This window comes from Deefgea chitinilytica, assembly GCF_016881405.1.
GTDB classification, from domain to species: Bacteria; Pseudomonadota; Gammaproteobacteria; order Burkholderiales; family Chitinibacteraceae; genus Deefgea; species Deefgea chitinilytica.
In genome coordinates this window covers 95,655-108,533 of the sequence record NZ_WOFE01000004.1, presented here as the reverse complement: position 1 = coordinate 108,533, position 12,879 = coordinate 95,655, and the positions used below count along the sequence as shown (strand labels likewise).

The 12,879-nt window shown below is 48.6% G+C and carries 12 protein-coding genes and 3 tRNA genes; 6 read left to right on the top strand and 9 right to left on the bottom strand.

Features of this window, described 5'->3' with window-relative positions:
- Positions 1-5 precede the first annotated feature (5 nt).
- A complete protein-coding gene (locus GM173_RS10540; protein WP_203571341.1) occupies positions 6-791 on the top strand; it encodes a heme ABC transporter ATP-binding protein in 786 nt (261 codons plus the stop codon).
- A 446-nt stretch (positions 792-1,237) separates the two neighbouring features.
- Positions 1,238-1,849 (top strand): hypothetical protein, encoded by a 612-nt coding sequence (locus tag GM173_RS10535; protein ID WP_203571340.1) that lies wholly within the window; start codon positions 1,238-1,240, stop codon positions 1,847-1,849.
- A 295-nt stretch (positions 1,850-2,144) separates the two neighbouring features.
- Here GM173_RS10535 and GM173_RS10530 read toward each other — a convergent pair whose 3' ends face one another.
- Positions 2,145-3,200, bottom strand: coding sequence for a DUF475 domain-containing protein (locus GM173_RS10530; RefSeq protein WP_203571339.1), 1,056 nt, complete (start codon positions 3,198-3,200; stop codon positions 2,145-2,147).
- Between the two features lie 223 nt (positions 3,201-3,423).
- Here GM173_RS10530 and GM173_RS10525 point away from each other — a divergent pair, with 223 nt between their 5' ends.
- Together GM173_RS10525 and GM173_RS10520 are read left to right on the top strand one after the other, a co-directional pair.
- Positions 3,424-4,284 carry a PIG-L deacetylase family protein gene (locus GM173_RS10525; RefSeq protein ID WP_203571338.1) on the top strand — a complete coding sequence of 287 codons (861 nt, stop codon included), beginning with the start codon at positions 3,424-3,426 and terminating at the stop codon, positions 4,282-4,284.
- A 111-nt stretch (positions 4,285-4,395) separates the two neighbouring features.
- Positions 4,396-4,740, top strand: a complete 345-nt coding sequence (locus tag GM173_RS10520; RefSeq protein ID WP_203571337.1) for a DUF1622 domain-containing protein — start codon at positions 4,396-4,398, stop codon at positions 4,738-4,740.
- A gap of 56 nt (positions 4,741-4,796) precedes the next feature.
- Here the strand turns inward: GM173_RS10520 and GM173_RS10515 are convergent, their stop codons facing one another.
- The 4 genes from GM173_RS10515 to coaD form a co-directional block, all read right to left on the bottom strand.
- Positions 4,797-5,759, bottom strand: coding sequence for a ChbG/HpnK family deacetylase (locus GM173_RS10515; protein WP_203571336.1), 963 nt, complete (start codon positions 5,757-5,759; stop codon positions 4,797-4,799).
- Between the two features lie 130 nt (positions 5,760-5,889).
- Positions 5,890-7,338, bottom strand: coding sequence for an exonuclease domain-containing protein (locus GM173_RS10510; RefSeq protein WP_203571335.1), 1,449 nt, complete (start codon positions 7,336-7,338; stop codon positions 5,890-5,892).
- A gap of 158 nt (positions 7,339-7,496) precedes the next feature.
- A complete protein-coding gene (locus GM173_RS10505; protein ID WP_203571334.1) occupies positions 7,497-8,435 on the bottom strand; it encodes a class I SAM-dependent methyltransferase in 939 nt (312 codons plus the stop codon).
- An 86-nt stretch (positions 8,436-8,521) separates the two neighbouring features.
- Positions 8,522-9,010: a pantetheine-phosphate adenylyltransferase gene (gene coaD / locus GM173_RS10500; RefSeq protein WP_203571333.1), complete on the bottom strand. Its 489-nt coding sequence runs from the start codon at positions 9,008-9,010 to the stop codon at positions 8,522-8,524.
- Between the two features lie 212 nt (positions 9,011-9,222).
- On the opposite strand from coaD, the gene GM173_RS10495 reads away from it, so the two are divergent.
- Positions 9,223-10,377 carry an ABC transporter substrate-binding protein gene (locus GM173_RS10495; RefSeq protein ID WP_203571332.1) on the top strand — a complete coding sequence of 385 codons (1,155 nt, stop codon included), beginning with the start codon at positions 9,223-9,225 and terminating at the stop codon, positions 10,375-10,377.
- 101 nt (positions 10,378-10,478) lie between these two features.
- On the opposite strand, the gene GM173_RS10490 is transcribed toward GM173_RS10495, so the two are convergent.
- From GM173_RS10490 to GM173_RS10475, 4 genes are all read right to left on the bottom strand, one after another.
- The gene (locus GM173_RS10490) at positions 10,479-11,009 is read right to left on the bottom strand and encodes a hypothetical protein (protein ID WP_203571331.1); all 531 of its coding nucleotides are present in this window, start codon (positions 11,007-11,009) and stop codon (positions 10,479-10,481) included.
- 119 nt (positions 11,010-11,128) lie between these two features.
- A tRNA-Asn gene (locus GM173_RS10485) sits at positions 11,129-11,204 on the bottom strand.
- 64 nt (positions 11,205-11,268) lie between these two features.
- Positions 11,269-11,344: transfer RNA gene (locus GM173_RS10480), tRNA-Asn, on the bottom strand.
- A gap of 64 nt (positions 11,345-11,408) precedes the next feature.
- A tRNA-Asn gene (locus GM173_RS10475) sits at positions 11,409-11,484 on the bottom strand.
- Between the two features lie 74 nt (positions 11,485-11,558).
- Here GM173_RS10475 and GM173_RS10470 point away from each other — a divergent pair.
- Positions 11,559-12,833: an AsmA-like C-terminal region-containing protein gene (locus GM173_RS10470; protein WP_203571330.1), complete on the top strand. Its 1,275-nt coding sequence runs from the start codon at positions 11,559-11,561 to the stop codon at positions 12,831-12,833.
- The last annotated feature ends 46 nt before the right edge of the window (positions 12,834-12,879 follow it).

Below are 12,879 nucleotides of genomic sequence, written 5' to 3'. Positions count from 1 at the left end.
TGGGTATGTTACAGCTCAAAAATATTTCTTTTTCGCGCGGCAAATCGACAGTTTTGCAGGACATCTCGCTCGACATTCCGGCGGGCGACTTCACCGCAATTTTGGGCGCGAATGGCGCAGGGAAATCAACGCTGTTATCGATTGCCGCTGGCGAGCTTGCGCCTAGCGCGGGGCAGGTACTCTGGGGCGATCAGCAATTGTCTGCGATGAATACGGCGGCATTAGCCCGCAAACGCGTCGTCTTGCCACAAAATCCGGGGCTAAATTTCAATCTGATGGTCGACGCCGTCATCACAATGGGCGCCTACCCTTTTCCAGAGCTATCACCGGCAGAGGTCGCCGAGCAAGTCAAGCGCGCCGCACAAAGAGCCGATGTCACTCATCTATTAGGCCGCTGCTACCCCAGTCTATCGGGCGGTGAGCAACAACGCGTGCAATTTGCGCGGGCAATGGTGCAAATCTTGGCCTGCTATCAATCGGGAGAATATCGCTGTCTATTACTCGATGAACCAACGGCCAGCCTCGACCCGCTCCATCAGCACAGCCTCTTATCCGCCGCCAGAACATTGGCGCTAGAAACCGGCATCGCCGTCGTTGCTGTGCTGCATGATGTCAACCTAGCCGCAAGGTATTGCACCCGTATTGCCATGTTAGCCAATAGAAGTATTATCGCCAGCGGTATACCCAGCAATGTTCTGCGTAGCGACTTTTTGGAGCAAACCTACGATCTACCCGTCACCGTACTGCCGCACCCCAAAGATGCAGAGCGGCCTTTGGTGTTGTTTGCTTGATTACGCGGCAAACTTTACTCAACTTATCAACGGATTTATCGCCGTTGTTTTAGCAAAAAATCGATCCATTTCGCCACTGAGCACGTGGAGAAAATGCCTAGCTGAAGTGCTTGAGTTAAACTACGTGACAGACTGATTTCGGCCAAGAGCGGAAGTAATGCTGCGTTTTTTCATGCCAGAATGAACATCCGCATTTTGATAATGGTGATGAAGTAGCGCCGATGTTCTTTGCTTTCTTGTATTTGGATGCGAGAAGTTTTGGTGAAATTTTCTGGTGTTTCTTGAGGTGAAATCATGGGAGATGCAGGTTGCTTTGTGGCAGGTACGCAAGTGTGGACCGACCAGGGGCTTAAACCCATTGAGGCAATTCAGGTTGGCAATATGGTGCTGTCTAAACCTGAAAATGGTGAAGGCGAGCAACAATACAAGCGCGTGGTCAAACCTTTGTGCACGAAGCTAAGGAAATCTTGCAGCTTCGTGTGAAGGTCGGCGAGTACACTAAAACTATTTATCCAACGGGAAACCACCCGTTCTGGGTGGTCGAGGAAAAAGAAGAATGGCGCGAGCTGGAGAATGGTGAGTTGGTTTCAACCTCATCTTTCACCGCCATCGGCTGGTTGCCGGCGGATGAACTGATTCGTTATAAACACCATGTTCAGTTGTCGGATGGTTCGTTGGCGATGGTATCGGCAATTCTTCCGGTTTATTGCACGAAGGAGCAGGGTGTTGGCTTTATTCCGCTGCTTCAAGACCCGAATAGACATGATTATGGCAATCTGACTGACTTCAATCGCGGTCGAGAACCTATCCCCGGTCAATATGATCCTACTGAAGACGATTGGGGTGACGATGATCCCTACCTAAAAGTGCGGGTGTATAACTTAGAAGTTGAGGATTTCCATACCTATTTTGTCGATTGCGGGGTATGGGTACATAACACCAACTGTGAACCTAACCTCGTCATGTTACCCGAGATTGCAGAGGGCTTGAATTTAATACAGCATGTTCAGGCATTGCCATTTGCAGTAAATAACATTAGCCAAGTTGAACCCGAATGAGCGGTAACTTTATTTGCGAAATAAGTCACTCGTGTTGTTTGTTAAGCAGCGTCCGTATTGGGTCGGGTGCTGCCTGTGGTTGCAACTGCGAGCAAATTTCGAGCATTACTTACTAAATGAAATCCAGCCCAACATTCACCGCGATTGTTGGGCTTCGCAAGCTCAGCACCAACCTACAAACACCTTTCGCTTTAGCGCCGTAGCTCCGATTAGCACAGCGTAATCGGAGGCTTCGCCGCGCCATCGTCATTATCCTATTCATTTCATGCGTACGAATACGCTGCGCTATTCGTACCTACGATATCGTTTGCTGTTTCACATCCCGCTGAATCAACCAAGAATGCACCCCTGCCGCCATAATCAACACCGCCGCCACGCCGCCCGTGATGACTTCGGGGATATGAAACCGTGCGGCGAGGAGCATCACGGCAGCCAATGCGCCGATGGCCCAGAATGCGCCGTGTTCTAGGTATTTGAACGCGTTGAGCGTGCCTTTTTCGACCAATAAAATTGTAAAACTACGCACAAACATCGCGCCAATCCCCAGCCCAATCGCAATCAAAAAGATGTTTTTGGTCAGTGCAAACGCGCCTAAGACGCCGTCGAATGAGAACGAAGCATCCAAAACTTCAAGGTAAATAAACCCGGCCCAGCCGGTCTTCGCCGCCGCGCCTTCGTCGCCAATCAAATCGCCCAAGCCATCGACCAACACAAACACAATCACGCCCCACACGCCCGCAACGAGGAATCGATAGCCTTCGGCGGCAGGGAGTGAGGCTGCCATCAGCGCCAGCAAAATTAAACTCAGCACAATCGCCGCCATATCGAGCTTGCCCAACTTGGCCAACACATGCTCCACGGGCAAAAACCAATGCGTTTTTTTCTCTGAATCAATAAAGAAATTCAAAAACACCAGCAGCAAAAATGCGCCACCAAACGCCGATACCTCGATATGCGCCGACGTCAAAATACTGGCGTAGCGATTTTGATCGACCATCGCCATCGACAGCACATCATTCGCTGGCCACACGCCACTACTGAAATAATCAATCAGCGCCATCGGACCCGGCAGCGGTGCCAGCCCCGCGATCACGGCCACAATCAGCAGCGGAAACAACACCCGCATACCAAACACGGCGATCAACATGCCCCACAGCAAAAAGCGTTTGCGCCATTTTTCATCCCAATGTTTGAGCACCGAGGCATTCACGACCGCATTATCAAAACTCAGACTGGTCTCCAGCAGCGCCAAATTAAACGCAATCCACAAGCCGCCCCAACCCGCGATCAACCATGCACCGATAAAGCCAATCAGCGTCACAATCAATGAACTATGAAAATAATGAAACATGCCAACCTCGAATGAATTTCAAGCATTATGCCGCACTTTGCCCGCCAGCCTTCTGCGCTGATTGCCAAACTAGGCTATTGAGCACGCAATTTCTTACGTAAATACTGTGAAAAATCAACTCAAATCGCAGTTGTGCACGACAGACTCTTGGTGACGGGGGATTGAAAGCCTATACTCTGAATAATGTTTTTTCTGTCCTGCAATCCGCACCGGAGTTTAGCCAATGAGCAACCCATATATCGCGCTGGTTGAGGCGCATAACGCCCTATTACAAAAAACCGACGCGCCTTTGTTTTCAAATTTAGATGAGCTGGGTCACGCACCAAAAGCTGAATTGGCTGCTGATGCGCCAATCGCGATGATTTTTGCACCGCACCCCGACGACGAATGCATTATCGGCGGCTTGCCACTACGCCTAGGCCGCGAAGCCGGTTTCAACGTCATCAACGTCGCCGTTTCACAAGGCTCAAACCTCAAACGCCAGCCAGAACGCTGGGTTGAAGTTAAAAATGCCTGCGATTACCTCGGCTGGGGCTTGCTCGAAACCATTCCGGGCGGCTTGATGGATGTAAACTGCAAAACACGTGATGGCAACCCAACTGCATGGGCTGAAAAAGTCGAAGTCATCGCCAACATCCTGCGTAAATACAAACCGCAAGTCGTCGTTTGCCCACACAATAACGACTACCACTCAGCGCACATCGGCACTTACTACCTGCTCACCGACGCACTCAAAGCGGCGAATCACAGCTGTGTCTTGGTACAAAGCGAATTCTGGCGTCAAATGGAAGCGCCAAATGCTTTGATCGCAACGAGCATCAACGATACGGCCGATTTGATCGCGGCTTTGGCTTGCCACGTGGAAGAAGTTCGCCGCAATCCATACCACTTGCGTCTGCCAGGCTATATGGCCGACAACGTTCGCCGTGGTGCCGAAGTGTGCGGCGGCCAAGGTGCCGCAGCGCCGACGTTCTCATTTGGTTCGATTTACCATGTAGGCCGTTTTGACGGCAACGACTTGGTGCCAACCGACAAAAAATTCACGATTAGCGAAAGCGATGATATTAAAGCGATTCTGGCGTAATCGTTTTCAAAACAAAAAAAACCGCATGTTGATCGTGCGGTTTTTTTGTATGTATATTGAGCCAAGCATTAATAAATAAGGTTTTAAAGGCAATACTTCTAAGAGAAAACTATGGACATTTCACTACACAGCATTGCCATGGCAGTCGAATACCTCGGAATTGGGATTTTACTGCTGTCGACGCTCATCGGTTTAGGGCTCTTTGCCCGTGATGTGCTACAAACGCAGCAACTAGAACCCGCTTATCACGCGCTGCGGCAACAGCTAGGGCGCGGCATTTTGCTGAGCTTGGAATTTCTAATTATCAGCGACATTATCTACACCATCGCGATTGAGCTCACGCTCGACAATCTCATTAAGCTCGGCCTCGTTGTGCTGATCCGCACCTTCCTCAGCTTTACGATGGAACTCGAACTCTCTGGCCGCTGGCCGTGGCAAAAGGGCAGCAGTGATTAGGGTATAGCGCCAAAATTAAATCAAATAATTTATTTCAACGATATACCCGGTGCGTGTTATTTATATTGGCTTAAACAATTTTTGGAATTGGCCACCACGCTACGCTGCAAAACGTGTAATGGCGCATAGGTGAGCGGTTGAAATCCTAAGCTTTGAATATGCTGCTGCAAAGCCGGATCTTGCCAAGCGGCAAAGTCAGTCAGCCGCAAAGTCAGATCGGCAATCGCAGCCTTGGCCGACGCGCTGTCTTCGGCAGGATGAATCCCGATGGTATGCACGCCAGCGGGCAGCTCACTGATTAAATTAAAATAACCACGATATGCCACGCCGCGCTCACGCTGGCTGGGGTTGTAATGCATCGAAAACGTATCGGGCGTCACAACGCCAAATTCAGTTTGAAATTGCTGCGTTAATTGCATTTGTTCAGCATTCGATTGGCGAAACACCTGCAATAAGACGGGAATCCCCGTTTCTTTAGCAAGCGAAAAATACAGCTCGGTTAATGGCTTACTCGCATCCCAAAACAGCATGTGCGCATCCAGATGCGTCACCTTCAGCCCTGCTGCTTGCACTTTGGCAATTTGCGCCAGCAATTCTTTTTTTACTTCGGGCAATTTGGCGTGCTGGGCGACTTCGGCTGTCGTCGCCCACAAACGACCTTGTGGGTTGTACAGCGATGGAACTTCTTTCTTGGAAAGCACCGCGCCCCAAGGCTGCTTTTCCTGCCATTCATTCGTGAGGGTGAGGTGCACGCCAACACTCATATTACGCGCTTTGGCCATTTTGGCGGCGGCGGCAAAATTCGGTGTCGGCGGCATCATAGAAATATCTTGAATCTGCCCCGCATCAATCAGCTTGAATGCAGCTTTATCCAAATCAGGATGCATCCCGACATCATCGGCATTCACAATCAGGTATTTTCCGGCTGCCGGAAGTCCAAGACATTCAGCCAGTGGCGTAGCCTGTGCTGCCGACAGTACAAGACTACATAAAAGGATAAGCAGCCTAAATCTTTGCATCGCACTGCCTTTAATAAAAAACAAATTGACGACTCGATAGCAACTCGAAGTCGAGGTCAGTATGAAATTCTTTTTACTTTTTTAGTCGCCCTGCATCACTGTCTCGACGGCAATTAGAACATCGCTTCAATTAGAGCCGCTGAATTTTACCTGCCTGTTTTTTGATCTCGCTACGTATCAACTTCGCCATATCTACATCATACGCTGGCTCGCTGCTGGCGATTAATTCTGGCAATTCGCGCAAATCATGGATTTGCCCAAGATAGCACCAATTGTCAATCACATGCAGCACCGGTGCCCATTCTGGTCCCTCGCTAATCGCAATCGCACCTGTATACGGCCACGGTGCGAGTTTGTGCTTAGCCAGCGCAGCGAGTAAACGACCATTATGCAGGCCCATCGCCTCGCGACCAATGCACGCACCACGGCAATCGCCTTGCAAATATGCCGTACACGGGCCACCGTCTTTGCGCGGTGCTTCTAAGCCCAACACTTGGCGGCACAAGCCCTGCCCTTTGATGATGCGATTCATGATGTTTTGCGCTTCGCGCGCGCCACGGAACGGGCCAAACAATTCACCACGCGCAGTGGCAAGCTGGCTCAAAGGCAATAATTTGGGCTGCAGCGCGGCGATTTCTTCGCCACGTACCGCCTTCGATAACGTGGGCAAGGCGATTTCCCAGACCGACTGGGTTTGATCCACTTTTTGCCGCACCACCGGATTCATCCGCGGGCGCAGCTCTTGAATCAATTTGCGCTCTAGCAATGCGCTACCCAAATCGCCCGAAGTTTCAATCCAGTCAATCCGCCTTAAATCGCGCGCCAAATATGCCGCAGGGCCTTCATTGGCTTTTTTACCGAAATGCTGCAACACACGGCGGCGAATATTCGGGCTGCTACCAATCCACAGCGCTTCATCGTTCTCGCCGTAAAACACATACACACCGGCGGTATCGGGCAAATCATCAAGCACCGACTCGTCAATTTGCGGCGGCAATGCGGGCGGACGAATCAATTCATCAATGGCTTGCTGAACGCGTTCAGCGCCCAAGTCTTTCACCGCCGCCTGCAAAAATTGGTAAATCAGCTCGGCATCGGTCAGCGCTCGGTGGCGCTCGCCGTGATATTCCAGCCCATGCCGCGCTATTAAGGCATCAAGGCTATGCTTGAATTCATCAGGATAAAGTTTGCGCGACAGCTGCACGGTGCAGAGCACTTTGGCGCGAAACGTCAAGCCAAGACGCTTAAATTCATTACGCAAAAAGGTGTAATCAAAGCGCGCATTGTGCGCAACGAAGACGCGATTTTTGAGTTTTTCTAAAAGAGCGGGCGCTAACTCCGCAAACAACGGCGCGGCGGCAACCATCGCATCATCAATTCCTGTTAAACGCTGAATAAAATGGGGTATTGCCTGACAAGGATTGACTAATGATGACCAGGTAGCAATACCCTCACCATCAACTTGCTGAGGATTAATTTGAATCAGGCCGACTTCGGTAATGCGATCAAGCGATGGATTGGCTCCCGTGGTTTCCAAATCCAGCAACACCAGCGGTGCAGGATAAAACGGCTGCGGCATACGTCAACTCAAAGGGAATTCAAAAGAAAACTACAGGGCAATAGTCCACGAAAAACACGAAAGGCACAAACAAACCATCTCAATTTCGCCGCAGCATCAACTGCATTTGCTTTAACTTTCGTGTTTTTCGTGCCTTTCGTGGACTAATGTTTTTAGCCTTATTTTTTCACAAAGCGGAAACACTGATGAATCCGCTTATTGCGGAAGTCTTCCGGAATCGACGATGCAGTGAGGTTTTCCGAGATGCCAACAAACATCGGATCGAGCTCAAAACTGCGCAGATTATTCGAAAAATACAGCACGCCGCCGGGCGCCAGCATCGCCATGCACGATTCAATTAAGTAGGCATGGTCGCGCTGCACGTCGAGCACGCCAAGCATTTTTTTCGAATTGGAAAAACTCGGCGGATCCATCACAATCAAATCGTATTTTTGCGGACTGCACGTCGCTTCACGCAAAAATTCAAACACATCAGCACGGATTCTTTGATGCTGAACCGAATCAAAACCATTGAGCACAAAATTACGTCCAGCCCAATCTAAATAGGTGTTCGATAAATCCACCGTGGTCGTTGTGGCCGCACCACCGGCAGCCGCATAAACACTAAATGCGCCCGTGTAGCTAAATAGGTTCAGGAATCGTTTGCCTTTAGCTTCCAGCATCACACGTTTACGTGTGTTGCGGTGATCAAGGAATAAGCCCGTATCAAGGTAGGCTTCGAGATTCACTTCGAATTTTAGACCGTTTTCTTCTACAACAAAAAATTCGCCAGCGCCTTCGGCTTTTTCGTATTGCGCCAAACCTTTCATCCGCTTGCGAATTTTCAGCGCAACATGTTCGAGCGGAATAGCAAAGACTTCAGCAGTCACCGCATGGACTTCATCCACCCAAATTGAATACGCCTCGTCAGTTTCCATCCAGCCAGTATCGTACTCTTGCAAATGCACCCGGTCGCCGTACACATCGACAATCATCGGGAACTCGGGCACATCGCGATCGTATACGCGATAGCACGTCAGCCCCTGACGACGCGCCCATTTACCCCAATGGCGCATATTTTTGGTAAGACGATTTCTATAACTGGAAAGATCAGACATGGCGGCAACTGAAAAGCAAAAGCGTAGTTTAGCAGCTCAGGCCGCGATTCTCGCGTTTATGCGCGTTTTTTCTGCACAATCAAGGTTTAACGGCGCCCAGCCAAGAGGCGCAAAAAGACAGGATCAGGGACATATTGTTTCACTACGTTTTCCCAACCGGTGGGGCCGACTAAACCTTTGACCATCGTTGAGCTAATTTCGGCGATTTCTCGCGGTGGCATCAAGAAAATAGTATCAATATGCGGCGCCAAATCAGCGTTGACATAGCGCATTTTGCGCTCGAACTCATAATCAGCCGCTTCGCGAATGCCACGCAAAATAAATTGCGCCCCCTGTTCACGGGCATAATCAACCAAAAAGCGATTTTCAAAAGTTTCTACCCGCAAGTTTGACCAATGCGATGTTGTTTCACGCAACATCGCCACGCGATCGGCAAGGCTAAAGGTATAGCGTTTGTCTGGATTTTCACCAATCGCAACAATCATTTCATCAAACAAACCAACGCCATGTTCGATCATCCATAAGTGACCCTTGGTAACCGGATCAAAGCTCCCTGCGTAAACGGCCCGCCGCATACCCCACTCCAAACGAATCACTCAAAAATAAAAATCTCTAGCAAGCTTAGGTCGGCATGATGCGGCATTTTGCGCGGACTTACCAGCAACAAAACATGAAAAAGTGCGCAATCTCAAACGTATTACTACGTTGCGAACGGCGAATACTATACCATCAGCAAACAATAATTTAAGATGCTTGCCAGAGAATGACACTCGGAGGGGAATAGAACGTGTTTAAAAAAATCATTATTGGCGTGAGTTTAACTATTTCAACATTAGCTCAAGCTGACATCATCATTGGGCAGTCTGTTCCTACGACCGGTATTGCCGCAGAAACGGGCAAAGCGATTGCACTGGGTGCCTCACTTTACTTTAATAGCATCAACGGCCGCGGCGGCATCAACGGCGAACAGATCACGCATATTGTTCGTGACGATGGCTACGATGCAAAACGCACCGTTAAAAACACGATCGATTTTATCGAAAAAGAAAATGCAGTTGCTTTGATTTCCTACTTTGGTACCGAAGGCGTGGCCGAACTGATCAAAACAAAAACTTTGGACAACGCAGGAATCCCACTGCTAGGCGTACACAGTGGTGCAGACTCTCTACGGAATAGTGGCAATCTTTTCGTATTTCATACGCGAGCGAACTTCAGCCAAGAAACCGATCGCCTAGTGAAGTTGTTAGCAGGCAATCTTGGGGTAACCAAAATCGCTGTTGTGGCCGAAAAAGGCGCATTAGGTCAAGCAGGAGTGGCCTCATTAAAAGGATCGCTCGCCAAAAAACAATTAAGCTTGATGGGCGAGGCCTACTTCGACAGCAAATCCGGCGATACCAGTAAAGCGGCGCAAGAATTAGCCAAACTCAACCCTGAGGCCATTATTATTGTTGCCCTCTCAAAGCCTGCTGCAAACTTTGTACAGCAATACAAAGAAAAAGGTGGCACTTCGCAGATTTATGCGCTGTCTCAAGTCCAATTTGAAGAGGTTGCAAAAACCATCGGCAAGAAAGGTGGCCATGGCTTAGGCATCAGCCAAGTATTCCCTTACCCGCGTAATCCTCGCGAACGCATTATTCAAGAATTCCAAGCGGCCGTATTTAATGAAATGGGAACAGGTTCAGGCGAAGAAGACTCACTAGCGGCGATTGCCAACTACCCAAGCTACGCGATGCTGGAAGGTTATATCTCGGCGCGCCTGATCGTTGAAGCCATTAAACGAGCAGGAAAAAACCCCACACGTTCCGCAATCTACAATGCACTTACTACACTGAAAAAGTACGATATGGGCGGTTTTGTGATTGATTTCTCGGACAAAAAACGTGAAGGCTCACATTTCGGCGAGATCACCATGATGTCACCCACCGGTGCGCTGACGCGTTAATTCTTATTATTAAGTACATAAAAAAGCGGCTCTCAATTGAGGCCGCTTTTTTATCTTTACCGTCATGCGTGTACAGCATGCTAATAGACTTCAAGCACATCTTAATGCGCTGCTGATGGTGCGGCGGTCTTCTTTCCTTTTTTTAAACACTCTTGCCAATTAGCCGAAGTGCTACCGCTTCCCTCTATCAAACAATCCCCTGCTTTCAAACGTAAATAAGCCTCACCTGGATCAGGTGCAACACCTGTAGCACCACCCGAAGAAACAGCTTTTGAGTGCAACTCGGCGGCATCGACTTTGTTATTGGCATGTTTTAAATCAGCAACTTTATCTTCAAGATCCCGAATATGATCTTTTTTTGCTTTCAGCTCAACACGGAGCTCCTTCATTTCTTTATCTAACTCAGTGCGTTTATCTAAAGAATCAGTCAGTGCTTCTTTTAGTTTTTCAATTTGGGTTAAATAAAATTTCTTCTCAAAATTCTTTTTCGCCATCCCTATCGCGATACCGACTAGAAGAAACAAAATCAGGAGAACGAACACTCCGGCGCCAATGATGGCTATGCGATGCTGTGCAAAAAAACTTAAAGAGGGAGCGTGTGTCGGCTCGGCTGCCGGTACATCTTCAGACATTGAGAACATCCTTCGTAACGAATATACAAGCAGCATAAACGGGTCAAAGACGAAGTTCAAAAAAAATCAGATTGCAAAGCAAAGAAAAAGGGCTAACTTTTTAGTTAGCCCTTTGTATTTGGCTCCTCGACCTGGGCTCGAACCAGGGACACACGGATTAACAGTCCGTTGCTCTACCGACTGAGCTATCGAGGAATTGATCTAAAATAATGATCAAATCAGTTTATTGTCACTACAATGGTAACAACTTCGGTATGTTTGGCTCCTCGACCTGGGCTCGAACCAGGGACACACGGATTAACAGTCCGTTGCTCTACCGACTGAGCTATCGAGGAATTGATCTAAACTTACGATCAAATCGTTTTGATGTTGCTATTACTATAACAACTTCGGTATTCTTGGCTCCTCGACCTGGGTTCGAACCAGGGACACACGGATTAACAGTCCGTTGCTCTACCGACTGAGCTATCGAGGAATTGCTTAGGAGGCGTATAATAGCCACCCTCCACGGTGTAGTCAAGAATAACCTAACAATTTTATCGACTAAAGATGCCTAATCCAAAAAATATACTTATCGGCGGCGCTGTTATTATTGGTCTTGCGGCGGCCTTGCCGCTCGTATTTCCTTACGATGCCTTCAAAAGCGATCTAGAAAATACACTTAGCACCATCAATGGTGGCAAAACCACAATCGCTAAAATTGAATTTAGCTATCAGCCTGCTCCTGTTTTTACTTTACGCAACGTGGTTATCGATTCAGCTGATGCCGCTCAAATTGCTGAAGTACTTATTCCGGTAACCAGCTACAACCTGCTGAATTTTAGCAAATCAATTCGTGACGTCACGATACGCAATGCAACCTTTTCACGTCGTTTTGCGCTGGATTTACCCAATCGTATCAAATCCGACTCCAACAAAGGAGTCCAAATTGATCGGCTAAAACTAGAGCAAGCCTCAGTTAAACTCGAATCAAGTACCGTAGGACCGGTCGATGGTGAATTACACTTCAACCCTGATGGCAGCATCGGCGACTTAGTGATTCGTGCCGACCAAGGTCGCGCAGAAATTCAAGTGCAACCGGCGTCAGCAGGTGAATTTAAAGTGCAATTTAATGCTAAAGGCTGGGAGCTACCGTTTACTTATCCAGTGAAATTTGACTTCCTTAAGCTGATGGGCACCGCCAATGCCGATGGTTTGCAAATCCCAGATATTCGTGGAGATATCTATGGTGGCATCGTAACAGGTAGCGCACAGCTTTCATGGGGCCAAGAATGGGTGCTTACAGGGCAACTTTTTAGCAAGAGCATCAATGTAGAGCCGCTCATGACCATTTTTAGCCCAATCACCCGCAGTACTGGTCGGATGAACAGCGATGTCACGTTCAAATATCAGAGCCCTTCTTACCATCAACTGTTTAAAGAACCACAAATTCAAGGACGGTTTATCATCCAAGACGGCACCTTACATAACTTTGATTTAATCACCCCATTAAAATCGCAAAGCCCAACTGTATTACGCCGTGGGGGCCAAACTAATTTCAGCTCACTAGCAGGGGGTATTGCTATCAATAGCAATTCAATCAAGCTTAGCAACCTGATACTTGAGTCAGGCAAACTACGTTCGCGGGGTAATGTCGTCATTCAAAATGGAAAAATTTCAGGCTCGGTCGCCTCGCAGTTAGCAGCAGGGGCAATTATTGTAAGTAATAATCTCAGCATCGCTGGTTTGCTGTCGGCTCCTGAGTTGCGTAGTGAAGGTGCAAACCGGCCACAAAGTGAAACTATCAACAATACCGCCCCTAGCAAAGACGAAATCACGGAATAATCCGTTAAACTAAGTATATGCCTTTGCGCCCCGTTTTACGGGGCGT